Origin of the sequence: Specibacter cremeus (genome assembly GCF_003946885.1) — a bacterium.
Lineage (GTDB): Bacteria > Actinomycetota > Actinomycetes > Actinomycetales > Micrococcaceae > Specibacter > Specibacter cremeus.
On sequence record NZ_RWKQ01000063.1, the window covers coordinates 1 to 23,018 of the forward strand.

The window sequence follows — 23,018 nt, forward strand, 5'->3', positions numbered from 1 at the left end:
GCCGCCGACGGACCCAGGATGACGGCGGCAGAATCGTCACCCATAGTGACCGACGCATCGTCAGCCAACGAGACGCTCAACACGAGGTCGGCGCGTACTCGGTCGGGGAGAAGACCATGGCCGCCACGCTGTACCCGCGGCTGCGCGGTGACGAGCTGCTGACGGCGGACCGCGGTTTCTACTCGTGGGCCGCGTGGGATGCCGCGGCCGCGACCGGGGCCGCGCTGCTGTGGCGTGCCCCGACCCGGCTGAAGCTGCCGGTGATCGAGGTGCTGCCGGACGGCACCTACCTGACGGTGGTGATGGACGCCACGATCCGCGGGGCCCGCCGGGAACAGATCTGGGCCGCCGCCCGCGCCGGGGGCGACCTGGTCCAGGTCGACGCCGCCCTGGACGAGCACGGCCGGCCCCGGGCCAGGGTGGCCCGGGTGATCGAGTACGACCTACCCGACCGGGCCGGCACCGGGGAACTGATCGCGCTGCTCACCACGATCACCGACCCCGCCGACGCCCGCGCGGACGAACTGGCCGGCGCCTACCACCAGCGATGGGAGGAAGAAACCAGCAACGACCAGCTCAAGACCCACCTGCGCGGCCCGGGCAAGGTGCTGCGCTCCCGGCTGCCCGACCTCGTGCACCAGGAGATCTGGGCCTACCTGATCGTGCACCACGCGATCAGCGCCCCGATCACGAAGGCCTCCGCCGCCGCCGACCTCGACCCGGACCGGATCTCCTTCACCAAGGCCCTGCGCCTGATCCGCCGCACCGCAACCGGGACGGCGGCCATTCCCCCCTCACCACTGGGCTGACGCCCTCCCGGACCATCTGGCCCGGATCGCGGAACTCCGCATCCCCAAACGCCGGGAACGGACCTGTCCCCGCGCCCTCAAACGAGCCCGCCACAACACCTACCGCGTCAAGAAACCCGACGAGACGGCCAGCACCCGCCACGACCACCCGCCCACCATCAACCTCTACGCCATCCACCTGCGCGCGTCATGACCGAAATTAGGCTACGTGGCATTGGGCGCAGGCCGTGCCATGCCCGGTCTATCGACCTTTCGTCGGGTGCTGGGGGTGGTGGATGCGGACCTGCTGGAGGCGGTGCTGCACGTCTGGCTGGCCGCCCGGTGCGGGACAGGCTCCCGGCGCAGCGACCGCGGCGGCGGCTTCACGAACGCATCCGAACTCGGCGGCTTCGAGGAGTTCTGCGAATTCTTCGACAGCGGGGCCTCAAGCTCCGTCACCCGCGCCGCCAACGCCCTGATCAGCCGGTCCCGTTTATCGAGCAGCACCAGCAATTGCTCCGCGCCAGGAGCATTGGGAGCCTGGGACACCGGTGGCACATCAGGCACGTCAACCTGCCTCGAGGGCAATCAAAGCAACGAACACCCGCAGCATCCCGACCCTGTCAAGAAGATCAAGCCACTACGCCGGGGAATTCACGCGTCACCACCCCCGTAACTTCGGTATAGAGACTGCCGTCAGCGTGAGCAGCACTGCCTCGGGCCTGCAGGCGAAGCGAAACGGAGCCGTGCGGGACGTGCCGATGCCGCCGGAGACGTTCACCGGCGACGTCTTGCCATTGGATTCCCACGGGTGCAGGCCCTTGGCCCGCCACGTGGGCAGATCACAGTTGCTCACCAACGCTCCGTAGCCGGGGATGCAGACCTGGCCGCCGTGCGTGTGGCCGGCCAGGATCAGGTCGGCGCCGTCCTCGGTGAAGTGGTCCAGGACTCGCTGGTACGGGGCATGCGCCAGGGCGATCCGCACGTGCGGGGCATTGTGCTGCGACGAGGAACCCTTCGGCCAGCCGGCGTAGCGTTCCCGGTTCAGGTGCGGATCGTCCACGCCGGTGAAGTCGAACCGGATGCCATGCAACGGGATCGACTGGTTGCGGTTCGTCAGGTCGACCCAGCCGCCCACGCCGAATCCGCTGTGCAGCGCCTCGGTGTCCAGCCGGGGCAGTTTCCGCTTGCGCGCGGCGGCCACGCGTTTGTCCGTACTCGAGAAGTAGCCCAGCGGGTTCTTGAACACCGGCGCGAAGTAGTCGTTGGAGCCGGGCACGTACACGCCCGGGAAGTCCATGAGCGGGCGCAGCGCGGCCAGCAGCGGGGCGATGGCCTTCGGGTGGCTCAGGTTGTCGCCCGTGTTGACCACCAGGTCCGGGCGGAGGTCGGCCAGCTCGCGCAGCCACGCGGCCTTCTTCCGCTGGCCCGGGGCGAAGTGGATGTCCGACAGGTGCAGCACGGTCAGCGGCGCCGACTCGTGCGGGAGGATCGGGACGGTTTCCTCCCGCACGGTGAACCAGTTGCGCTCGATCAGGGCGCCGTAGGCCACGGCGCCCGTGCCGGCGGCTGCGGCCAGTGCGGCCGCCTTCCCGGCGACCGCCAGCCTGCCCCCGAAACTGCGTGCGCCGGTCACGGGCTACGGCTTCTTCTTGTCGCCGGTGGCCGGATTCGGGATGAGGTTGGCCGGGTTGGGGATGGTGACGCCCGTACCGGGGATGGTGATGTCCGGGTTGGGGACAACCGCGGCCTTGTTGTTCCCGGGTCCCTTGTTGTCACCCTTGTTGTCGCCCTTGTTCGGGGCGGGAGGAGCGACCGGCGCGGGCGGGGCCATCATGTCGGCCGGCGGCGCCGGGAAGCCGCCTGTGTCAAACCCGCCGGCCACCTGGTTCATGTACTGCTGCCAGGTCTTGCCGGCGTAGGTGGCGCCGTCAACGTAGGGGATGCGGGTGTTGGCGATCAGCAGGTCGTTCAGCGATCGGTCGCCGAGATCCGGGTTGCCGACCCACGAGGCGGTGGACAAGCCCTTCGTGAAGCCGACGGTCCATGTCTGCTGGGAAGTATTGGTCGTACCAGTTTTGGCGCCCGCGTTGTAGTTGATAGGGATCTGCCAACCGGAACCGCGCTTGAGTACGTCCTGTAATGCGAGCGTGACGCCGGCGGCGACCTCCGGCTTTATGGCCTGCTTGCAATTGGCACCCGGGACCGGGAACTTGTCGCCCTTGGCGTTGGTGATGGACTCCAGCGCGATCGGGTCGCAGTGCACGCCGCCGGACGCGAACGTGGCGAAGGCCGTCGCCATGGTCAGCGGCGCTACGGGGTCGTTGCCGATCAGGTTGGTGACCTTGTTCATGTCGTACGGGCTCTTGCCATCGTGCGGATTGTGGATGCCCGCAGCCGTCATCATCTTCTGAATGTTGCAGAAGTCAAGTTGCGCGGCCGTGGCGAACGTGATCGTGTTCAGCGAGTTGTACAGTCCCTCGCGCGCCGTCAGCGTCCGGTAGTAGTTGTCCTCTGCGTTCTGCAGATCGGTGGACCCCTCCAGCGTGGAGTCGAACGGGCCATATGTGGTCCCGCAGCTGTTCCTCCACGGGAAGTTGGCCGGGTACCGCCGGACGGCACCGTTGACCAACTCGTCGATTTTGTGGCCCGAATCCAGCCACGTCGCGAATGTGAACGGCTTCATGGTGGAGCCGGTGGCGAATCCGCCGGCGCCGCCCAGAGCGTTGCCGTGGGCATCCACGGCGTCCACGTTGAAGTTGTACGCATTGGACCACTGACCCTTGGGTGCCTGCAGTTGCGTGTTCTGGGCCATGGACAGGATCTTGCCAGTGCCCGGCTGGACCGTGACCAGCGACTGGCCCACCTTGTCCGGGTTGTTGTTCATCGGCGTGAAGTTGTTCAGCTGGGCCTGGGCGGCGTCCTGCAGCTTCGGGTCCAGCGTCGTCCTGATGGTCAGACCGCCCTGATACAGCAGCTTCTTGCGGTCCTCCACGGTCTTGCCGTAGGCGGGATCGTTCGTGATCAGGTGCGTGACGTACTGGCAGAAGTACTCGGCGCGCACGGCGGAGACGCAGCCGTTCGTGTTCTCATGGACGTTCAACACCAACTTGGCGGCGGCGGCCTCGTCATGCTGCTTCTTCGTGATCTTCTTCATGGCCAGCATGCGGTCCAGCACCATGTTGCGGCGCATCACGGCGTGGTCGGGATGGTCCACCGGGTCGTAGTAGGACGGGCTGTTGACCACGCCGGCCAGCGTCGCCGCCTGCGGCAGCGACAGGCTCTTGGCGCTGACGCCGAAGTAGTACTGGGACGCGGCCTCGATGCCGTAGTTGTTCTTGTTGAAGTACACCCAGTTCAGGTAGCCCTGCAGGACCTCGTCCTTGGAGTACTTCTTGTCCATCGCGATGGCCAGCTTGATCTCGCGGACCTTGTCCCCGACGCCCTTGTCGGAGCCCAGCTTGATCTTGTCGTCCTGGCCGTTGGCAGCGTAGGTCTGGACGATGACGTTGTTCACGTACTGCTGGGTGATGGTCGAGGCGCCCTGGCGGGAGCCGCCGCCGGCCATGGACGCCACGGCGCGCAGCATGCCGGTGGCGTCCACGCCGCCGTGCTCGTAGAACCGCGAGTCCTCGATGGCGACGATGCCGTCCCGGATGAACGGGGACATGTCCGCCAGCTTGACGGTGACCCGGTTCTGGTCGTAGAACGTTGCCAGGACGGAACCGTCCTTGGCCAGGATCTTCGACGACGTCGCCGGGGAGCCCACCTGGAGCTCCGCCGGGAGTGCGTCGAACGTCGAGATGGTGCTGTTGACGGTGCCGCCCGTGAGGGCCACCGCGGGGACCATGAGTCCGGCCACCAGGACGCCACAGATGCCGCTCACGCCGAGGAAGGCGACAATTTTTCCGAGGGTCGTGGCGGTGTCGAACAGAGGGTTCTTCTTTGCTGCCATTTTTCCAGTTTACCGGTAGGGGCTACGCTGATTGGCATGACCAAATGGGAGTACGCCACCATACCGCTGATCATCCACGCCACGAAGCAGATTCTTGACCAGTGGGGCGACGACGGCTGGGAGCTTGTCCAGGTCGTCGCCGGACCGGACGGCAACGGCCTGGTCGCCTACCTGAAGAGGGAGAAGCAGTGACCGCGGAAACCGCAGAAAACAGGGGTGCGGGCCGGGTTGAGGCGCGGCTGGCCGAGCTGGGCCTGACACTGCCGGCCGTGGCGGCGCCCGTCGCCGCGTACGTGCCCGCCGTCGTCACCGGCGCGCACGTGCACACGTCCGGCCAATTGCCCTTTATTGACGGCAAACTCCCAGCCACGGGCAAGGTTGGCGTGGATGTCAGCGCGGAGGACGCGAAGGCGTTCGCCGGCACGGCCGTCATCAACGCCCTGGCCGCCGTCAAGAGTGTCATCGGCGACCTGGACCGGATCACCCGGATCGTCAAGGTGGTCGGCTTCGTCTCCTCCGACCCGTCCTTCACCGGCCAGCCCGGTGTGATCAATGGCGCCTCCGAGCTGCTGGGCGAGATCTTCGGAGCGGCCGGGCAGCACGCCCGCTCCGCCGTCGGCGTCGCCGTGCTGCCGCTGGATTCTCCCGTCGAGGTCGAGCTGATTGCCGAATTCCAGTAGCACCCCCGCGGGCGCCCGGCCCGCGGGAACGCGGCGGTTCCCGCTGCAGCCCAGCCAGCTCGAGGCGGCCCGGACCTGGGCCGAATTCGGCGAACGCACCCCATCGGCGCCCCGCTACGCATCGTCCGTGGTGCTGCTCAAGGATAGCGCCGCCGGCCCGCAAACGTTCCTGACGTACCGCCCCGGCGACTCGCCGCTGGGCACCGTCGCCTTTCCCGGCGGCACCGTGGAACCCGCGGACGACGACGTCGCCGCCTGGCTGGGCCCGTCACCGGCGCAGTGGGCCAAGGCGCTCGGGATGGACGACGTCGTGCTGGCCCGCCGGCACGTGGTGGCCGCCATCAGGGAGACCTTCGAGGAGACCGGCATCCTGCTGGCCGGCCCCGACGCGTCCTCGCTCGTCGAGAGCGTCACCGGTCCGGAATGGATGAAAGCGCGCGAGTCGATCGCCACCCAGGAAAAAACGTTCGCGCAACTGCTGGAACGGCGCGGCCTGGCGTTGCGCACCGACCTGCTCAAGCCGCTGGTGCATTGGCGCAGCCCCGATTTTTCACACCGCCGCTTCGACACCCGCTACTTCGCCGCGGCCCAGCCGGTGGACCAGGCCCCCCAGGTCCTGGCCACGAAGGGCGTGTGGGGGCGCTGGGCGTCCGCGGCTGAGGTGCTGGCGGACCGGGACGGGACCGTCCTCGGCGACGAGGTGGGCCAGCCGAACACCGTGGGCAGGACGCTGGGCGAGCTGACGGTTCCCGGCGTCGAGGTCATCCTGGAGAAGCTGTCCAAGTCCCGCGGCTGCATCGCGTACCTGAACCACAAGCGCCCGCAGAACGGCTACCAGCCGGCGCTGGTCCAGGACGACGATGGCACGTTCTGGCTCGAGGTCGCCACCGGTCCCGCGTCCGAGGGCGCCGTCAGCCGGGAACGGTGATTGAGCCTGTCGGTGATTGAGCCCGTCGAAATCCGCGGTGGTTGAGCCTGTCGAAATCCGCGTCAGGACCGCCGTATGACCTGAATTGAGGTCTTCCATAGCCTTGCATCCGGGTCTATTCTAGAAACATGGTCACCACGTCGCTGTCAGATCTGAAGGCGCACCTGTCGGAATACGCCGACCGCGCCGAGCGTGAGCACGAGCGGTACACTGTCACGCGCAATGGACATCCGGCGGTCGTGCTGGTGTCCGCCGACGAATGGGAAGCCCTGCAGGACACCATCTTCTGGCTCTCCCAGCCCGGCATTCGCCAGACCGTCGCCGCGGCCGAAGCCGATATCGAGGCCGGCCGCTCCTACAGCCAGGAGGAAACCCGCGCACGGCTCGCCGCAATGCGCGAGAAACGCCGGTGAGTGCCGACTACGAGGCCAGGCTCACTGCGACGGCCATCCGCGGTCTGTCGGATCTCTCCCCGCGGATTACCGAACCCCTGCTCGCGTTCATCTTCGGATCGTTGGCCGAGAACCCGAGACGCCGCGGACACGAGCTTCGCAATGAGTTGGCCGGCTACTGGTCGGCGCGCCGGGGCGACTATCGCGTCATCTACCGACTCGACGATGCGGCCAAGGTCATGCACGTCGTGGACGTGGGTCCCCGACGCATGATCTACCGGCCCCGGGAGCGGTGATCTCACCGCGCCCGACCAACGGCCGGTGATTGAGCCTGTCGAAATCACAAGTCGGGTCTCGACAAGCTCGACCACCGAGGGTCTCGCTCCCCAGCCGCTCCCCGCCCTCGCAAGCTCGGTCGGGGCCCCTCGCGGCCGTGGGCCCAGGCTCGACCACCGAGCGTCAGCGGGAGCGCTGGCGCAGCCGGTTGACGTCGAGGATGACGACGGCGCGCGCCTCTAGGCGCAGCCAGCCGCGCTGGACGAATTCGGCCAGCGCCTTGTTCACGGTCTCGCGGGAGGCGCCGACCAGCTGGGCCAATTCCTCCTGGGTGAGTTCGTGCGCCACCAGGATGCCGTCCGTGGCGGGGCGGCCGAAGCGGTCGGCCAGGTCCAGGATCGCCTTGGCCACGCGGCCGGGGACGTCGGAGAACACCAGGTCGGAGAGGTTGTCATTGGTGCGGCGCAGGCGGCGGGCCAGCGCCTGCAGCAGCTGCATGGACACCTCGGGGCGGGTGGTCAGCAGCGCGTTCAGCGACTCGTTCTTCAATCCGGCCAGGCGGGTTTCCGAGACGGCCGTGGCCGTGGTGCTGCGCGGCGCCGGGTCGAACAACGCCATCTCGCCGAACAGTTCGCCCGGGCCGAGGATCGCGACCAGCGACTCGCGGCCGTCCGGGGACGTGCGCCCCAGCTTCACCTTGCCGGAGACGATGAAGTACAGCTGGTCACCCTGGTCGCCCTCGCGGAAGACCGACGCCCCGCGCGAGAGGTCGACCTCGGCCAGCTCGTCGGTGAGAAGCCGGAACGCCTCGTCGTCCAAGGTGGCAAACAGTGGTGCGCGGCGCAGTACCTCGATGTCCATGAAATCTCCTGAGTTATGTAGCTTGTCTGCAGTACCTACAGTCAATTGTTTCAGAACTTTGGCCGTTTTGTGACCAATTTGGCATTGGCGGCCGTCACAACGGCGCCTCCCGGCCGGGCGTCAGGGCCGGGCGGTAACATGTGGAGTCCCGCCGGGACAATCCCCGGGACGCTTTTCGGGACACTCTTCAGGGACGGTAATGACCGGGTTCTCACTTCTAGACATCATCCTGGTGTTGTGGCTGCTGGGCCAGACCATCTACGGACTCAACGCCGGGCTCGTGGCGAGCCTGGGCGGCATCCTGGGCGCCGTGGCGGGCGCGATTGCCGCGTTCTACGCGGCCCCGCTGCTCAGCCGGGCCGTTGCCGACCCCGCGTGGCGCACGCCGGTCGTCATCGGCGTCACGATCCTGTTGCTGCTGGTGGGGCACGCGGTGGGCATCGGACTGGGCCGGGGCATGGGCCGCAGGCTGGTCCGCGGCCCGGTCAACGTGGTGAACCGGCTGCTCGGCGGGGCCTTGAACCTGCTGGTCGGGGCGCTGCTCATCTCCGTGCTGGCGTTCGGCGTGTCCAACCTGGGCATCCCGGCCGTGTCCAAGGCGTTGAGCGGGTCGGCAGTCATCACCACGATCGACCGGTTGACGCCCACGCCCGTCAAGGAGGCCACGGCGCAGCTGCGTTCGCTCGTGCTCGACGAGGGCATCCCGCAGCTGCTCGGCCCGGGTTCCAATGTGGCCGTCGCCCCGCCGAACACGAGCACCGACACGCCGGCCTGGAACCGGGCGGCGGCATCCGTGCTGAAGATCTCCGGCACCGCGTTCCAGTGCGGGCAGAACCAGACCGGAACCGGCTTCGTCGTGTCCCCGGGGCGGGTGCTCACCAACGCCCACGTCGTGGCCGGCGTGGAGGATCCCGTGGTCCAGACGCCCAACCAGGGGTCGCTGCGCGCCCGCATCGTGTACTTCGACCCGGCCAAGGACCTGGCCGTGCTTGCCGTCGACGGGTTGGACGTGGCCCCGCTGCCGGCCGGGGCGCAGCTGCGCCCGGGCGACACGGCCGCGTTCATCGGCTACCCCCTGGGTGGCCCGCGCCAGGTCCGCCCGGCCACGGTGCGCAGCCAGGGCCCTGTCATGGTGCCGGACATCCACGGCCGGTTGCACACACCCATCGACGTCTACCAGCTGGCCGGCAACGTCCAGTCGGGCAATTCCGGTGGCCCGCTGCTGGACGCCGGCGGGCGCGTGGCCGGGGTGGTTTTCGCCAAGTCGACCACGAATACGCCGGTGGGGTTCGCGTTCACCATGGCCGACGTCCAACCGGTCATCAGTGCCGCGCCCATGCTCTCCAGCGCCGTGTCGGCCGGGGTCTGTGTGGCCGGCTGACCGCCGGCGGCGTCAGGATGGTTGCGGCAGGAGGTGGGCCAGCTGGTCCACGGCCAGCTCGTAGCCGTGGATCCCGGCACCGACGATCACGGCGTCCACCACGGGGGACAGGTACGAGTGGTGCCGGAACCCCTCCCGCTTGTGCACGTTGGAGATGTGCACCTCCACGGCGGGCAGCGCCACACCGGAGAGCGCATCGGCCAGCGCCACCGACGTGTGCGTGTACGCGCCGGCGTTGATGACGATGCCGACGGCGGTGCCGCGCGCGGCGTGGATGGCGTCCAGCAGCACGCCCTCATGGTTGGATTGCACGCACCGCGCGGCGAACCCGTGCCGGGCGGCGGCCGCCGTGGCCAGCTCCTCCACATCCGCCAACGAAGACGACCCGTAGATGCCCGGTTCGCGCGTGCCCAGCAGGTTCAGGTTCGGCCCATTGAGGATCAGCAGGGTACCGCGGTCTGTGGTGGCTGTCATGGCTCAATCATGCCGCACACGTTCGATCCCAGCCGATTCCCAAGCTTCTTCGCATATTCTGGCGCCATGACCAACCTGGAGCAGCTGTCCATCGTGGACGGCCCGGCCCCGTACATCCTGTACACGCTCGCCGCCGCCGCGTTCCTGTGGCTGGTGCTCGGGCCGCGCCGCTACATGCTGCGCTGGGTTCCGGCCGTCGCCGTCGTTTCGGCGCTGGCCGGCGTGTTGTTCTGGTACCTGGCCGAGGACGTGTGGAACCTGTGGGGCGAGCCCCTCCCGCTGCGGATCTACGTGTTCGCCGCCATCGCCGTGGCGGCGGTGGCACTGCTGGTGCCCAAGATGATCTCGCTGCGGCGCGCCTGGACCCGGATCGCCGCCGTCCCGGTCGCCGCCGTCGTCGTGCTGGCCTGTTCCGGGCTGGTCAACCAGGCCTTCGAGTATTACCCCACCGTCGGCTCCCTGTTCGGCAACACGGGCGTCAAGATCAAGTCCCTGGCCGAGTTCCGTGCCGAGCAGCAGGCCACCGGCGCCGGCCACGGAGCCCCGCCGCCGGCCGCCACGGCAGTGACCTGGGTTCCGCCGCTGAACATGCCCGCACACGGCGACGTGCTCAACGTCAACATCCCCGGCACCATCTCGCACGAGGTCTCCTCCAGCGCGTACGTGTACCTGCCGCCGGCCTACCTTGCGACCCCGCGGGCCGCCAACCTGCCCGTGCTGGTGCTCATCCATGGCGTTCCCGGCGGCACCATCGACTGGCTGCGCGGCGGGCAGATCAACCAGTTCATGGACGGCTACGCGGCCGCCCACCACGGCCTGGCGCCGATCGTCGTCATGCCGGACGCGGGCGCCAGGTGGTCCGCGAATCCGCCTGCGTGCATGGACAGCAAGGAGGGGAAGGCGGGAACCTACCTGGCCCGGGACGTACCCGATTGGATCAAGGCCACGTTCGACGTCGGGACGCGATCGCCCCGGCAGTGGGCCGTCGGCGGGTTCTCCTACGGCGGCACCTGCGCCATGACGCTGGCCATGAACCACCCCGAGGCGTACCCGACGTTCATCGACAGCTCGGGGGAGGACCGGCCCACGGTCGCCGCCGGCCACGCGGCCATGCTCAGCCGCTATTTCAACAATGACGCCCGCGCGTTCAGCAAGCAGAATGCGCTGGACGTCATGAAGACGCGCAAATACCCGGGCACGGCCGGCATCATCACGGTGGGCTCCAGCGACAGGTACTACCGGCCGCAAGGCGTCAAGGTGTACGACGCCATGCGCCGCGACGGCATCCACGTCACCCTCCAGGACGCCCCCGGCGGGCACGCCTGGCCGGCGTGGCGGTACGGGGTCTACAACAACATGGACTGGCTGATGCAGCGGCTCGGCGTCGGCTGACCGTCAGGAATCAACGCTCAGCAGCACCGCATGCTCCGGGTTGAGGACGGGCATGGGCAGGCCGACCTCGGCCAGGAACCGTCCGGTCGCCGTGGCGCCGTCCTCCACCCACGCCGGCGGGGCCGCCTGCAGTAACACATGGCCGGGGGAACCGGGACGCGGATACCTCAGTTGCACGGTGTAGGTGGTGTCCGCGTCAAGCCCGGGGATGGCGACCCGGCCCGGCTGCTCGGCGTACGACGACGCCACGGCCGCGAGCGCGAACAGCGCCCGGGTGCCGTCCCCGGCGACGACGCCGTGCAGCACGAGCGACGGGTCCGGCACGTCGGCGTGCACGCGGCGGCCGGTGTGCAGCAGTTCCCGGTGGTCCTTGTACAGCCCGATGACCTCGCACAGTTCCTCGCGGTCGGCGCCCGTGACCGTGCGGACGTCCCATTCCATGCCGAAGTGGCCAAACAGCGCCGTGATGGCGCGGAACGACAGCTCGTGCGTGCGCCCCGTGGTGTGCGCGGTCGTGGGGCCGATGTGCGATCCGACGAGCTCGGGCGGCACCACCAGGCCGGTCCAGCGCTGGATGGCCGTCCGTTCCAGCGCGTCGTTGCAGTCCGAGGCCCAGATCCGGTCGGTGCGGGCCAGGATGCCCAGGTCCACGCGGGCCCCGCCGGAGGAGCAACTCTCGATCTCCACGCCCGGGTGCGCGGCCCTGAGCGCGTCGATGAGCCGGTACGCGGCCAGCGTCTGCTCATGCGCGCTGGGCCGGCCGGCGTGACCCAGGTCGACCAGGTCCCGGTTCTGGTCCCACTTCAGGTAGCCGATCGGGTAGTCGGCCAGCAGCGCGTCGAGCCGCTCAAAGATGTACTGCCACGCCTCCGGGTTGACCAGGTCCAGGACCTGCTGGTGCCGCCATTCCAGCGGCAGCGCCCGGTCCGTTCCGGGGACGGGGGGCCCGGGCTCGGCAGGGCCGGCGATCCAGTCCGGGTGGGCGCGGGCCAGGTCCGAGTCGACGTTGACCATCTCCGGCTCCACCCACAGGCCGAATTGCATGCCGCGGCCCGTCACGGCGTCGGCCAGCGGGTGCAGGCCCTCCGGCCAGACCTCCTCGTCGACGTACCAGTCGCCCAGCCCGGCCCGGTCGTCGCGACGGTGCCGGAACCAGCCGTCGTCGAGCACGAACCGCTCCACGCCGAGCCCCGCGGCCGACTCCGCCAGCTCGGTCAGCACGCCCAGGTCGTGGTCGAAGTACACCGCCTCCCACGTGTTCAGCACGACCGGCCGGGGCGTCGCCGGGTGCGTGTCGCGGGCCCGGAACCACGCGTAAAAGGCCTCGGTGATGCCGTCCAGCCCGTGGTCCGAATAAGCGGCGTAGTAGGGCGGCGTAGAGTAGCTGCCGCCCGGGCCCAGCACCACCTCGCCGGAGCCGAGCAGCTCGGCGGCGCCCAGCACCGCGCGGCCGTCCGCCATGGTGTCCACGAATGACTCGTGGTTGCCGCTCCAGCCCAGGTGCCCGGCCCACACCCTGCCGTGCCGGTTGCCGAACCCGGCGGACCCGACGGCCATGACCAGCGGCGCATCGTGCCCGGTGCGCCCGTGCCGCCCGCTGCGCACCCACGTGCCCTGGCGCAGCGGGGATCGTTGCGGGTGGCGTTCGCGGCACCAGCGACCGGTCAGGTCGAGCACCTCGGTTCCGGCCGGTCCGACGGGCACGACGGCGGCCAGCTCGTCGAGCGCGAAGGCGGTGCCGCCGTCGTTGGTCACCGTGTGCGCGATCTCCAGCAGGCCGCCGTCGTGCAGCGTCAGCACGCTGTGCACCCGCAGTCCCAGGGACTCGTCGGCCTGGGTGATCTCGACACGCCCGCCATCCCGCGACCAGTCCGCCAGCCGCAGCCGGGGCGAGAATCCCGCCCCGGTGGCCCGGTGACCGCGCAGGCCGGGGCGCCCGCGCCACCCGGCCGACGCCTGGGGGAGCAGTTCCAGCGCCACGGGCACGTCCAGCGCCGACGGCGGCACCGCCTCGGACAGGATGCCCGGGTCCGGCAGCGTGTCGCCGAGGTCGGCGCCCCAGTGCAGGATCCGGGGTTGGCCGTTGCCCGGCTCCAGGCCGAGGTCCAGGACGAGGCTGGTCGATGCCGCGCGGAGGTTGATGACTGTCACGACCGGCTCCCGGGGGTGGCGTTGTCGGAGGGGTTGCCGGTTGGGTGGATGGCCGGGCCCGGCGACGGGTCGGCGCCCGACGCCGGGACCAGCCGGAGCCGGCCGACGCGATCGCGCAGCGTGCGCTGCGCCTCGGCGCCCAGGCCGTCGTCGCTGATGACCTCGTCCACCTCCTCCAGTGCGGCGATGGTGCTCATGCCGACGGTGCCCCACTTCGTGTGGTCCGCCAGCACCACCACCTTGCGGGCCGCCGCGATCAACGCGCGGTCCATCTCGGCCTCGAGCAGATTGGGCGTGGTGAAGCCGGCCTCGGCGTCCACGCCGTGCACGCCCAGGAACAGCAGGTCCAGGTGCAGGGACCGCACGGACTGGGTTGCGATGGGCCCGACCAGGGCGTCCGACGGCGTGCGCTCGCCGCCGGTGAGGATCACCGGCAGCTTCGACCCGGCCGTGGCAAAGACGTCCGCGATCTTCACCGAATTGGTCACGATGGTCAGGTTCGCCCGCTGGCACAACTGTTTTGCCAACGCCCACGTCGTGGTGCCGGCGCTGAGCCCGATCGCCATGCCGTCGCGGGCCTGGGCGGCGGCCTCGGCCGCGATCGCCCTCTTCTCCGCGAGCGCCTGGGTGGACTTGAGCTCGAAGCCGGGCTCATGCGTGCCGGCCCCGCCGGGCAGCTTGGCGCCGCCGTGGATCTTCTGGACCAGGCCGGCATCGTCGAGGGCCTCGATGTCGCGACGCACCGTCATGAGCGAGACGCCGAACATTTCCGCAAGATCGGAGACCTTCACGACCCGCTCGCGCGCCACGGCGGCGACGATCCCGGTTCTCCTGGCGTCGGCAAGCATGGGAAGTCCTCTCGTTTGGTCGTTGCGGTCAGCCCTTGCTGGAGCCCAGCGTCAGGCCGGCGACGAACTGGCGCTGTAGCAGCAGGTAGACGACCAGCGTCGGGATCACCGTGATCGTGGCGCCCGCGGCGAGCAGGTTGTAGTTGGACAGGAACGTGCCCTGCAGGTTGTTGATGGCCGTCGTGACCGGGAGCCTGTCGCCGTTCTGGATCAGCAGCAGCGGCCAGAAATAGTCGTTGTAGATGAAGATCAGCTCCAGCGTGGCGAGCGCGGCGATGGCCGGCTTGCACAACGGCATGATGATGGAGCGGTACTGGCGCCAGATGCCGGCGCCGTCCACCAGCGCCGCCTCCGTCAGGTCCGTGGACAGCGCCTTCATGTAGTTCGAGAGCACGAATGTGCAGAACCCGATCTGGAACGCCGTGTTGACGGCGATCACCGAGATGTACGTGTTCAGCAGGCTGCCGGAGTCGCTGAACCAGTATGGCAGCGGCAGCAGCTTGAACATCTCGAACAGCGGCGTGGCCAGCACCTGCGGCGGCAGCAGGTTCCCGGCCGTGAACATGATCAGCAGCGTGATGTTGAACTTCCAGCCCACCCGGCTGACCGCGAACGCCATCATGGAGCTGAACAGCAACACCAGGAGGATGGTCGGCACGGTGATGATCAGCGAGTTCACGAAGTAGTGCGGGAACCCGCCCTGCGTCCACGCCTGGACGAAGTTGTCGAAGTTGAACGCGCCGCCGACGCTGAAGTACCCGTACTTGTCGGTGTCGGCCTTGGGCCGCAGCGCCGTGAACAGCGCCCAGCCCAGCGGGACCAGCCACATGACGGCCATGACGGACAGGAAGATGTGGGTGCCGTAGTGGTATCTGGGGCGGCTGCCGCCGCGGCGTGCGCCGCCGTCGTCCTCCAACCGGCGCCCGGTGCTCGCGGTGACACTCATGGTTTCTTCTCCTTCCCGAACACGCGGGACAGGTAGATGGTGATCGGGACGAGGGAGATGACCAGCAGGATGACCGCGAAGGCGGAACCGATGCCGATGGACTGGCCCTCGCCCACCAGGTACGTGATCACCAGGGCGCTGATCAGTTCCAGCCCGTTGGTGCCCTTGTTGATGACCCAGACGACGTCGAACGCCCGCAGCGACTCGATGATGGTGATGACGACGATGACGATGTTGATCGGCGCCATGGCCGGGAACACGATGCGGAAGAACGTCTGCGTGGCGTTGGCCCCGTCAAGGGCGGCCGCCTCCTTCAGGGACGGGTCGACGCCCTTCAGCCCGGCCAGGTACAGGATCATGACGTAGCCGGCGTGCCGCCACGTGGCGGCGACCATCGCCGCCCAGATGTTCACCGACGAATCCCCGAACCAGTCCACGGCCTGCGGTGTCCCGGCCGTGCCCAGCAGGAAGTTCAGCAGGCCGTGGTCGCGCTGGTAGAACAACTGCCAGATGATGCCGATCAGGGCCAGCGACAGCATGACCGGGATGAAGAAGACGCTCTGGTAGATCTTGCTGCCGCGGATCTGCTGGTCGAGCAGCACGGCCAGCAGCAGGCCCAGCGGCGTCGCCACGACGGCCAGGAACAGCAGCCACAGGATATTGTGCTGGACGGCCGGCCAGAACGCCGGGCTGTCGTTGAACACATACGCGTAGTTCGCCAGCCCCGCCGCCTTGATGTCGGCGAGCGAGAGCCCGTTCCAGCGCATGAAGGACAGGAAGATCGAAAGCAGGGTGGGAATCCAGATCAGGAGCAGCTGGATGAGGGTCGGGACGCCGACCATGACGGCCAGGACGATCTTGTCCCGGCGGGACAGCCGCCGGACCCGGCGTGGGCCACCCCCGGCGGCCTTCCGCCGGCCGGCGGTGGCGGCCCGCGGCGCCCTGGTCCCGGTGGTCTCGGTTGACGTGCTCATGTACGACTCGTTTCCTGGGGGGTCATTGCGCCGCGTACAGCGCCTTGGCCTGGGATTCGAGGTTCTTCACGTCCACGGTGCCGTCCTTGATGAAGCCCTGCAGGGCCGGGATCATCACGTTGTTCGCCATGGCCGGCAGGGCGTCGCGGTCGAAGAACTGGCTGATGCTCTTCGCGTCCGCGATGACCTGCGCGCACTTCTTGTTCAGCGGCGAGAAGCTGGACGTGTCGGCGCCCTTGGCCGTGGCGATGTTCGACGGGTCGACCTTCGCGTAGGCGTCCTGTCCCTCGGGTGTCCCCATGAACTGCATGAAGTCCCGGGCGGCCTGGTTCTCGCCGCCCTTCTTGGACAGCAGCAGCCCGTCGATCGGCGCCTCCACGGCGTCCTGGCCCTCCATGGCGATCGCCGGGAAGGGGAAGAAGTCGATGTCGTCCAGGATGGCCTTGTCGGTGAACTGCTGGGTCACGAACGAGCCCAGCAGGTACATGCCGGACTTCTTCTGGCCCAGCGAGATGGCCGCGTCCTGCCACGTCATGCCCAGCGCGGCCGGGTTCTGGTACGGCAGCAGCGCCTTCCACGTGTCAAAGACGTCGCTGACCTTCTTCTGGTCCCAGGACTCCTTGTGCGCGGTCAGGTCCATGTGGAACTGGTACCCGTTCAGCCGCATGTTGATGTAGTCGAACGTCCCCATCGCCGGCCAGCCGTCCTTGTCGGCGAACTCGATGGGGATGAGGCCCCCGGCCTTCATCTTCGCGCACAGCGTCTTCAGCGCATCGAACGTCGTGGGCACCTCGTAGCCCTTTTCCGCCCAGAGGCTCTTGCGGTAGAAGAAACCCCACGGGTAGTTGTAGTTCGGGACGAAGTACATCTTGCCGTCGGCGCCGGTGGAGGCCTTCTTCATGGCGTCCGAGTAGTTCGCGCCGACCTTTTGCCAGACGTCGTCGATCGGGGCCAGCAGCCCCTTGGCCGCGTAGTACTGCATGCGGTAGCCGGCGAACCAGGTGAACGCGTCGTCCGGGCTGCCCTGCAGGTAGGTGCTGATCTTGTTCTGGAAGTCGTTGTGCGGAACAACATTGGTCTTGACCGTGATGTTCGTTTTCTTGGTGAACGCGTCCGTGACGGCCTTGTAGGCGGCCTTGGGCACGTCGTCCGAGGACCCCGAACCGAACGTCAGCGAGCTGGACGTCGTCGCGCCGGCGCCCGGTGCGGTACCGCCGGTACAGGCGGCCAGGAGCGGGATGCCGGCGATGCCGACCGCGCCGACACCGAGGGTCTTGAGCAGGGTGCGGCGATCCATCCCGGGGCGGGGGGTGCCGAACGCGGACCGATCTTCATTCGTTGCCATGGTTTCTCCCTTGAAGAACACGAGCCAGTGAAGTGGATCACATGCATCCCATCATGAAAGTTGCAAAAACGCACGTCAAGACTCAAAAGAGAAGATTTTCAATCACAGTTTGTGAACATTTCTGCACATCCCGCGACAGCGCTGACGGAAAAGGCTTTCCCGCGGCGTGGAAACTGCTGTGCCGTGGCGTGCATCGGCGGCCTCGCCGGCCGGCCGGGTGGCTGGCGCTGGCGGGCCTGCTGGCCGTGTTGACGTTCGCGCTGACGTGGATTGCCATGGCGATCGGACTGGTCACGAAGACGCCCTGCGGCGCGAACAGCATGACGCTGATCATCCAGCTCGGGTCATCCAGCTCGGGGCGCTCGTCAGCAGTGCGTTCGTGCCCCCGGCCACCGCCCCGGTGATTGAGCCTGTCGAAATCACCGGGTCTCGACGGGCTCGACCATCGCGGGTCTCGACGGGCTCGACCATCGCGGGTCTCGACGGGCTCGACCACCGCGGGTCTCGACAGGCTCGACCACCGCGGGTCTCGACGGGCTCGACCACCGCGGGTCTCGACGGGCTCGACCACCGGCGGTGGTCGAGCTTGTCGAGACCCTACCTGCGCAGGGACTCGGCGATCTGGTTCATGACGGTGTTGTCGGCCAGGGTCGAGGCGTCGCCGACCGGCCGCCCCTCGGCGACGTCCTTGAGCAGGCGGCGCATGATCTTCCCAGACCTGGTCTTGGGCAGCTCCGGCACCACCAGGATGTTCTTCGGCTTGGCGATCGGGCCGATTTCCTTGCCCACATGGTTGCGCAGGTGCGTGACAATGTCGGGATCGTCCACGGCGGAGCCGCGCAGGATTACGAACGCCACCACCGCCTGTCCGGTGGTCTCGTCGGCGGCGCCGACCACGGCGGCCTCGGCCACGGACGGGTGGGAAACCAGGGCTGATTCGATCTCCGTGGTGGAGAGGCGGTGCCCGGAGACGTTCATGACGTCGTCGACGCGGCCCAGCAGCCACACGTCGCCGTCGGCATCCCGCTTGGCGCCGTCACCGGCAAAGTACATGTCGTCGAACCGGGACCAATACGTGTCCTTGTAGCGGTCCGGATCGCCCCAGATGCCGCGCAGCATGGCCGGCCAGGGCTCGCGCACCACGAGGTAGCCGCCGTGTCCGGCCGGCACCGAGGCGCCGGCCTCGTCCACGACGTCGACGGCGATGCCGGGCAGCGGGGTTTGGGCGGAGCCGGGCTTCGTGGCGGTGACGCCCGGCAGCGGAGCGATCATGATGGCGCCGGTCTCGGTCTGCCACCAGGTGTCCACGATGGGGGCTGGCTCTGCCTTCCCGGCCGAGCCGATGACGCGGCGGTACCACATCCACGCCTCCGGGTTGATGGGTTCGCCGACGGAGCCGAGCAGGCGGATCGAGGACAGGTCGTACTTTGCGGGGATGTCCTCGCCCCACTTCATGAACGTGCGGATCGCGGTCGGCGCCGTGTACAGGATGGACACCTTGTACTTTTCCACGATCTCCCACCAGCGGCCTTGGTGCGGGGAGTCCGGGGTGCCCTCGTACATGACCTGGGTGGCGCCGTTGACCAGCGGCGCGTAGGTGACGTAGGAGTGGCCGGTGACCCAGCCGACGTCGGCCGTGCACCAGAATACGTCCGTCTCCGGGTGCAGGTCGAACACGGCGCGGTGCGTGTACGCGGTCTGGGTCAGGTAGCCGCCGGTGGTGTGCAGGATGCCCTTGGGCTTGCCGGTGGTGCCGGAGGTGTACAGGATGAACAGCGGGTGCTCGGATTCGTGCCCGACGGCGGTATGCTCGGCGGACGCGGCGCCCACGGTGTCGTCCCACCATTTGTCGCGGCCCTCGACCCAGTTGACGTCCTGGCCGTTGCGCTTGACGACGACGACGTTGGCCACCTGGTGCCCGGGTGCGGTCAGCGCCGCGTCCACGGCGGGCTTGAGCGAACTGGGCTTGCCGCGGCGGAACGTGCCGTCGGCGGTGACGACGAGCTTGGCCTCGGCGTCGTCGATGCGGCTGCGCAGCGCGTCGGCGGAGAAGCCGCCGAACACGACCGAGTGGACGGCGCCGATGCGGGCGCAGGCCAGCATGGTGATGGTGGCCTCGGGGATCATGGGCAGGTAGACGGCCACGCGGTCGCCCTTGGTCACGCCGAGCGACTCGAACGCGTTCGCGGCCTTCTTGACCTCCTCGGTCAGCTGCGCGTACGTGTACGTGCGGGTGTCGCCGGGTTCGCCCTCGAAGTGGATGGCGACGCGGTCGCCGTGGCCGGCCTCGACGTGCCGGTCCAGGGCGTTGTAGGCCGCGTTGATCTCGCCGTCCTCGAACCAGGTGGCGAACGGCGCGTTGGTCCAGTCAAGGGTTTTCGTGAAGTCCTTGCTCCACGTCAACAGCTCGCGGGCGGCCCTGCCCCAGAACGCCGGGCCGTCCGCGGCGGCGGCGTATTCGTCGGCGGTGACCACGGCGTTCGCGGCGAACTCGGCGCTGGGCGGGAACTGCCGGTTCTCCTGCAGCAGGTTCTCCAGCGCATCGCCGTTGGCTTGGGCGGCGGTTGCCTCAGTCATCTATAAACCCCTTTGTTACGTGCGTGGCGTGTGCCGGTGCCCCCGGTGGTGGCCGCGGTGAACCCCTCTGGCACAGCGTCTAGTTTCTTCGGTTCACTGTATCGCCAATCCCGGGCGCATCGTGACGTTGGTCACGGGCATTTCGGGCCGAACGGTGGCACTTCTGCGCCCAACTGTGAATTCGGCGACGGTTCCGGCCCGCACGCCGTGTTGGGTAGTGCAGCCGGTGGCCGGTCACTAGGCTGTAAAAGAATCGTGACCAACGAGGAGTGACTCATGACCCAGCAGCAAACCGCCGCCAGTGCGGCGCACGGCAACCAGTCCGCCACCCCCGCCATCCTGGGCCCGCTGACGGCGCGCGATGTGACCGTCCTGGCGGCCGTGGTGGTGATGTTCGTGTCCTCCCTGCTGCCGTTGGCGATCATCCGCGGCATCGTCGGCAACCTGTGGAACACGTCTCCGTTGTTCTTCCTGGGCATCGGCATCATCCTGCCCATCGTGGTGGCCACGTTGTTCGTGGTGCGCCGGCTGAGCCCGTCCACCCGGCTGCGCGTCGGCTCACTGTCCGTTGACCAGTTCGCCTCCGTGGTCGCCGTGCTGGCCACCCTGTTCTTCTTCCTCACTACCGTCACCAGCTACGCGCTGCCGTTCCTGATCGGGCTCATCGGCTCGCTGGCACTGCTGGCGGCCACCGTGCTGGCGCCGTTGCTGCCCGGGTTCGCCGGCGAGTTCGCGAACCGCCCGGCCTCCGCCGCCCACCCGGTGGCCCGCGACGCACAGCCGGCGACCGCCCGCCCGAAGCCGCGGCCCGTGCTGGCGCTGCCGGCCACGCCCGTGAACGAGCACACATTTTCGGTGAACTCGGCCGGAGACGCCCGCGAGACGCCTGCCGCCGGCGTTGCCGCGGCCGTCGCTGCCGGCTCGCCCACGTCCGCCGCCGTGCAGGAGGCCGCGCCCGCCGTCGTGCAGGAGGCCGCGCCCGCCGTGCAGGAGGCCGCGCCTGCAACCGAGGTGGCGGCCGCATCCTCGGCGGCGCCGGACGTCGTCGCGGCCGGCACCCCCGTCGAAGCCGCCGCCGACGCGCCGGCGAGTGCCGCCGTCGTGCCCGGGGAGGCGGCGGCGACCGAAGCGCCCGCGACCATGCTCAACCCGCAGGTGGCCGAGCAGGCCGCGCCGGAACCTGTTGCACCGGAGCCTGTTGCGCCGGAACCTGTTGCACAGGAGCAGGCGGCCGAGAGCATCGGCGCCACCGTCAACCCGGCCGGGCGCGACACGGAGGCGGTGCCGTTCTGGTTCGCCGTCGACCGGGTCAAGAACGTGCTGGACCAGGCCACACGCGAGCCGGTCTTCCGGCTGGTCCCGGGCAACTGGATCCTGGCGCTGGCCGACCGCGGCAGCGAATTCGTCGTGCAGAACGCCGACGGCCGGGTGGGCGTGCTGACCGACCTGGACGGGATCGAGCGCGCGCCGGAAGCCGGCTAGGCGGTGGCCGGCATGCGGGACGAGTCGGCGCTGGCGCGCAAGCGCCGGGCCCGGAAGATCAACCGGGAGTTGGCGGAGCTGTACCCGTACGCGCATGCGGAGCTGGACTTCGGCAATCCGTTCGAACTGCTCGTGGCGACCGTATTGTCCGCGCAGACCACGGACGTGCGCGTCAACGCGACCACGCCGGCGCTGTTCGCCCGGTACCCGGACGCGACGGCGCTGGCCCAGGCCGACCCGATCGAGCTGGAGGAGCTGATCAGGGCGACCGGGTTCTTCCGCGCCAAGGCGCGCAACCTGCTGGCGCTGGCCACGCGCATCGTCGACGAGTACGACGGCGAGGTGCCGGGCGCGCTGGAGGCGCTCGTCACGCTCCCGGGAGTCGGGCGGAAGACGGCCAATGTGGTGCTCGGGAACGCGTTCGGCGTGCCGGGCATCACCGTGGACACGCACTTCATGCGGCTGGCCCGGCGGTTCGGCTGGACGGTCTCCGACGACCCGGTGCGCATCGAGGCGGACGTGGCCGAACTGTTCGAACCGCGGGATTGGACCATGCTCTCGCACCGGGTCGTGTTCCACGGCCGGCGCATCTGCCACGCCCGGAAGCCGGCGTGCGGGGCGTGCCCGATCGCGCACCTGTGCCCGTCCTACGGCGATGGCGAGACGGATCCGGTGAAGGCGGCCAGGCTGCTCAAATACGAGCTCGCGCCCGGCCAGGAGGAGCTGCTGGCGAGGATGCGCGCCGACGTCGGACGGGCCGCCGAATACCGGCAGGAGTCGCAACGGGCGGCGCGGTCGGGGCCCCTGCCGTGAGCGCGTACGCCGATCTGGTCGAGCTGGCCCGGCGGGCCGCGGCGGGCGAGATCCGTTTCAAGCGTGAATCCCGGCCGGAGTTCGCCATTGACCCGGCTACTGTGCGTCCGGCCGCCGTGCTGCTGCTGTTCGGGGCGCTGGATTCCGTACCGGCCGTGTCCGAGAAGCCGCTGATCTCCGCCCAGCTCGACCTGTTGCTGGTCGAACGGGCGACCACGCTGTCCGACCACCCCGGCCAGGTGGCGTTCCCGGGCGGCGGCGTCGACCCCGGGGACGCGTCGTTGGTGGCCGCCGCCCTGCGCGAAACCGAGGAGGAGACGGGGGCCGACCCCTCCGGCATCGAGGTGCTCGGCACGCTGCCCGAGGTGCCGCTGGCGGTCAGCAACTTCCTCGTCACCCCGGTGCTTGGTTGGTGGGCGTCCCAGTCCCCGGTGGCCGTCGTGGACTACGGCGAGTCGGCGCAGGTGTTCCGCGTCCCCGTGCGCGACCTGCTCGACCCGGACAACAGGTTCACGGTCGTGCTGCGCCGCGGCGACTTCGTGTACCGGGGCCCGGCGTTCCGGGTCAACGGGGTCACCGTCTGGGGTTTCACGGCGGGCATCCTGGCCCAGGTCCTCGAGGAACTCGGCTGGGCCGTGCCGTGGGACGCAAACCGGGAGATCCCGGCGCCGACCTAGTGTAGTGTCTCAGTTTTGCTTGGCGGCTTGAAGTGCGACGCGGCCGCGGTTGACTTTTTCGAGGATGGATTCGGCGGT

The 23,018-nt window shown here is 68.9% G+C and carries 22 protein-coding genes and 1 pseudogene; 12 read left to right on the plus strand and 11 right to left on the minus strand.

Annotated features, from left to right (window positions below; all coding sequences use genetic code 11):
- A partial coding sequence (locus tag EJC77_RS18505) for a transposase (RefSeq protein WP_338069501.1) occupies positions 1 to 809 on the plus strand: 809 nt, incomplete at its 5' end.
- A 336-nt stretch (positions 810 to 1,145) separates the two neighbouring features.
- Here EJC77_RS18505 and EJC77_RS21660 read toward each other — a convergent pair.
- From EJC77_RS21660 to EJC77_RS18520, 3 genes and pseudogenes are all read right to left on the minus strand, one after another.
- Positions 1,146 to 1,259 (minus strand): annotated as a pseudogene (locus EJC77_RS21660) (DUF6444 domain-containing protein); the annotation flags it as partial.
- Positions 1,260 to 1,449: 190 nt separating this feature from the next.
- Entirely contained in the window at positions 1,450 to 2,424 is a 975-nt protein-coding gene (locus EJC77_RS18515) for a metallophosphoesterase (protein WP_125616213.1), read from the minus strand.
- Positions 2,425 to 2,427: 3 nt separating this feature from the next.
- Entirely contained in the window at positions 2,428 to 4,743 is a 2,316-nt protein-coding gene (locus tag EJC77_RS18520) for a transglycosylase domain-containing protein (RefSeq protein WP_125616216.1), read from the minus strand.
- 36 nt (positions 4,744 to 4,779) lie between these two features.
- Here EJC77_RS18520 and EJC77_RS18525 point away from each other — a divergent pair, with 36 nt between their 5' ends.
- From EJC77_RS18525 to EJC77_RS18545, 5 genes are all read left to right on the plus strand, one after another.
- Positions 4,780 to 4,935, plus strand: a complete 156-nt coding sequence (locus EJC77_RS18525; RefSeq protein ID WP_125616218.1) for a Sp36 family protein — start codon at positions 4,780 to 4,782, stop codon at positions 4,933 to 4,935.
- A complete protein-coding gene (locus EJC77_RS18530; protein ID WP_125616221.1) occupies positions 4,932 to 5,423 on the plus strand; it encodes a RidA family protein in 492 nt (163 codons plus the stop codon). The genes EJC77_RS18525 and EJC77_RS18530 overlap by 4 nt, the downstream gene beginning before the upstream one ends.
- A complete protein-coding gene (locus EJC77_RS18535) occupies positions 5,407 to 6,351 on the plus strand; it encodes an NUDIX hydrolase (RefSeq protein WP_240630361.1) in 945 nt (314 codons plus the stop codon). The genes EJC77_RS18530 and EJC77_RS18535 overlap by 17 nt, the downstream gene beginning before the upstream one ends.
- Before the next feature lie 128 nt (positions 6,352 to 6,479).
- Positions 6,480 to 6,764: a type II toxin-antitoxin system Phd/YefM family antitoxin gene (locus tag EJC77_RS21270; protein ID WP_125616224.1), complete on the plus strand. Its 285-nt coding sequence runs from the start codon at positions 6,480 to 6,482 to the stop codon at positions 6,762 to 6,764.
- Positions 6,761 to 7,039, plus strand: coding sequence for a type II toxin-antitoxin system RelE family toxin (locus tag EJC77_RS18545; RefSeq protein WP_125616227.1), 279 nt, complete (start codon positions 6,761 to 6,763; stop codon positions 7,037 to 7,039). The genes EJC77_RS21270 and EJC77_RS18545 overlap by 4 nt, the downstream gene beginning before the upstream one ends.
- Before the next feature lie 163 nt (positions 7,040 to 7,202).
- Here EJC77_RS18545 and EJC77_RS18550 read toward each other — a convergent pair whose 3' ends face one another.
- A complete protein-coding gene (locus EJC77_RS18550) occupies positions 7,203 to 7,880 on the minus strand; it encodes a Crp/Fnr family transcriptional regulator (RefSeq protein WP_125616230.1) in 678 nt (225 codons plus the stop codon).
- Between the two features lie 199 nt (positions 7,881 to 8,079).
- Here EJC77_RS18550 and EJC77_RS18555 point away from each other — a divergent pair, with 199 nt between their 5' ends.
- The gene (locus tag EJC77_RS18555) at positions 8,080 to 9,261 is read left to right on the plus strand and encodes a MarP family serine protease (RefSeq protein WP_125616233.1); all 1,182 of its coding nucleotides are present in this window, start codon (positions 8,080 to 8,082) and stop codon (positions 9,259 to 9,261) included.
- A 12-nt stretch (positions 9,262 to 9,273) separates the two neighbouring features.
- On the opposite strand, the gene aroQ is transcribed toward EJC77_RS18555, so the two are convergent.
- Entirely contained in the window at positions 9,274 to 9,735 is a 462-nt protein-coding gene (gene aroQ / locus EJC77_RS18560) for a type II 3-dehydroquinate dehydratase (protein WP_125616236.1), read from the minus strand.
- Positions 9,736 to 9,801: 66 nt separating this feature from the next.
- On the opposite strand from aroQ, the gene EJC77_RS18565 reads away from it, so the two are divergent.
- On the plus strand, positions 9,802 to 11,127 hold the full coding sequence (locus tag EJC77_RS18565) for an alpha/beta hydrolase (protein ID WP_125616239.1): 1,326 nt from the start codon (positions 9,802 to 9,804) through the stop codon (positions 11,125 to 11,127).
- Positions 11,128 to 11,130: 3 nt separating this feature from the next.
- On the opposite strand, the gene EJC77_RS18570 is transcribed toward EJC77_RS18565, so the two are convergent.
- From EJC77_RS18570 to EJC77_RS18590, 5 genes are read right to left on the minus strand one after another with little or no spacing between them, the layout of a single operon-like run.
- Positions 11,131 to 13,278, minus strand: a complete 2,148-nt coding sequence (locus tag EJC77_RS18570; protein ID WP_125616241.1) for an alpha-galactosidase — start codon at positions 13,276 to 13,278, stop codon at positions 11,131 to 11,133.
- The gene (locus tag EJC77_RS18575; RefSeq protein WP_125616244.1) at positions 13,275 to 14,126 is read right to left on the minus strand and encodes a DeoR/GlpR family DNA-binding transcription regulator; all 852 of its coding nucleotides are present in this window, start codon (positions 14,124 to 14,126) and stop codon (positions 13,275 to 13,277) included. The genes EJC77_RS18570 and EJC77_RS18575 overlap by 4 nt, the downstream gene beginning before the upstream one ends.
- Positions 14,127 to 14,154: 28 nt before the next feature.
- On the minus strand, positions 14,155 to 15,072 hold the full coding sequence (locus EJC77_RS18580; protein ID WP_125616247.1) for a carbohydrate ABC transporter permease: 918 nt from the start codon (positions 15,070 to 15,072) through the stop codon (positions 14,155 to 14,157).
- On the minus strand, positions 15,069 to 16,046 hold the full coding sequence (locus tag EJC77_RS18585; protein ID WP_125616249.1) for a carbohydrate ABC transporter permease: 978 nt from the start codon (positions 16,044 to 16,046) through the stop codon (positions 15,069 to 15,071). Before EJC77_RS18585 ends, EJC77_RS18580 begins: the two co-directional genes overlap by 4 nt.
- 22 nt (positions 16,047 to 16,068) lie before the next feature.
- Positions 16,069 to 17,391 (minus strand): ABC transporter substrate-binding protein, encoded by a 1,323-nt coding sequence (locus EJC77_RS18590; RefSeq protein WP_125616252.1) that lies wholly within the window; start codon positions 17,389 to 17,391, stop codon positions 16,069 to 16,071.
- 53 nt (positions 17,392 to 17,444) lie between these two features.
- Here EJC77_RS18590 and EJC77_RS18595 point away from each other — a divergent pair, with 53 nt between their 5' ends.
- Positions 17,445 to 17,795, plus strand: a complete 351-nt coding sequence (locus EJC77_RS18595) for a hypothetical protein (RefSeq protein ID WP_125616255.1) — start codon at positions 17,445 to 17,447, stop codon at positions 17,793 to 17,795.
- Between the two features lie 193 nt (positions 17,796 to 17,988).
- Here EJC77_RS18595 and acs read toward each other — a convergent pair whose 3' ends face one another.
- Positions 17,989 to 19,968, minus strand: coding sequence for an acetate--CoA ligase (gene acs / locus EJC77_RS18600; protein ID WP_125616258.1), 1,980 nt, complete (start codon positions 19,966 to 19,968; stop codon positions 17,989 to 17,991).
- Positions 19,969 to 20,244: 276 nt separating this feature from the next.
- Between acs and EJC77_RS20545 the strand changes: the two genes are divergently transcribed.
- The 3 genes from EJC77_RS20545 to EJC77_RS18615 are packed head-to-tail and all read left to right on the plus strand — an operon-like array spanning position 20,245 to position 22,940.
- Complete coding sequence (locus tag EJC77_RS20545) at positions 20,245 to 21,450, plus strand: hypothetical protein (protein ID WP_164520489.1); 1,206 nt, start codon at positions 20,245 to 20,247, stop codon at positions 21,448 to 21,450.
- 12 nt (positions 21,451 to 21,462) lie between these two features.
- Positions 21,463 to 22,263, plus strand: coding sequence for an endonuclease III (gene nth, locus EJC77_RS18610; protein WP_125616261.1), 801 nt, complete (start codon positions 21,463 to 21,465; stop codon positions 22,261 to 22,263).
- On the plus strand, positions 22,260 to 22,940 hold the full coding sequence (locus tag EJC77_RS18615; RefSeq protein ID WP_125616264.1) for an NUDIX hydrolase: 681 nt from the start codon (positions 22,260 to 22,262) through the stop codon (positions 22,938 to 22,940). The genes nth and EJC77_RS18615 overlap by 4 nt, the downstream gene beginning before the upstream one ends.
- The last annotated feature ends 78 nt before the right edge of the window (positions 22,941 to 23,018 follow it).

Excerpts from the sequence above, each read along its gene's own strand:
- EJC77_RS18520 (WP_125616216.1), bottom strand. The coding sequence starts at position 4,743 with ATGGCAGCAAAGAAGAACCCTCTGTTCGACACCGCCACGACCCTCGGA.
- EJC77_RS18525 (WP_125616218.1), top strand. The coding sequence starts at position 4,780 with ATGACCAAATGGGAGTACGCCACCATACCGCTGATCATCCACGCCACG.
- EJC77_RS21270 (WP_125616224.1), top strand. The coding sequence starts at position 6,480 with ATGGTCACCACGTCGCTGTCAGATCTGAAGGCGCACCTGTCGGAATAC.
- EJC77_RS18550 (WP_125616230.1), bottom strand. The coding sequence starts at position 7,880 with ATGGACATCGAGGTACTGCGCCGCGCACCACTGTTTGCCACCTTGGAC.
- EJC77_RS18555 (WP_125616233.1), top strand. The coding sequence starts at position 8,080 with ATGACCGGGTTCTCACTTCTAGACATCATCCTGGTGTTGTGGCTGCTG.
- aroQ (WP_125616236.1), bottom strand. The coding sequence starts at position 9,735 with ATGACAGCCACCACAGACCGCGGTACCCTGCTGATCCTCAATGGGCCG.
- EJC77_RS18565 (WP_125616239.1), top strand. The coding sequence starts at position 9,802 with ATGACCAACCTGGAGCAGCTGTCCATCGTGGACGGCCCGGCCCCGTAC.
- EJC77_RS18575 (WP_125616244.1), bottom strand. The coding sequence starts at position 14,126 with ATGCTTGCCGACGCCAGGAGAACCGGGATCGTCGCCGCCGTGGCGCGC.
- EJC77_RS18580 (WP_125616247.1), bottom strand. The coding sequence starts at position 15,072 with ATGAGTGTCACCGCGAGCACCGGGCGCCGGTTGGAGGACGACGGCGGC.
- EJC77_RS18585 (WP_125616249.1), bottom strand. The coding sequence starts at position 16,046 with ATGAGCACGTCAACCGAGACCACCGGGACCAGGGCGCCGCGGGCCGCC.
- EJC77_RS18590 (WP_125616252.1), bottom strand. The coding sequence starts at position 17,391 with ATGGCAACGAATGAAGATCGGTCCGCGTTCGGCACCCCCCGCCCCGGG.
- EJC77_RS18595 (WP_125616255.1), top strand. The coding sequence starts at position 17,445 with ATGAAAGTTGCAAAAACGCACGTCAAGACTCAAAAGAGAAGATTTTCA.
- acs (WP_125616258.1), bottom strand. The coding sequence starts at position 19,968 with ATGACTGAGGCAACCGCCGCCCAAGCCAACGGCGATGCGCTGGAGAAC.
- EJC77_RS20545 (WP_164520489.1), top strand. The coding sequence starts at position 20,245 with ATGACCCAGCAGCAAACCGCCGCCAGTGCGGCGCACGGCAACCAGTCC.
- nth (WP_125616261.1), top strand. The coding sequence starts at position 21,463 with ATGCGGGACGAGTCGGCGCTGGCGCGCAAGCGCCGGGCCCGGAAGATC.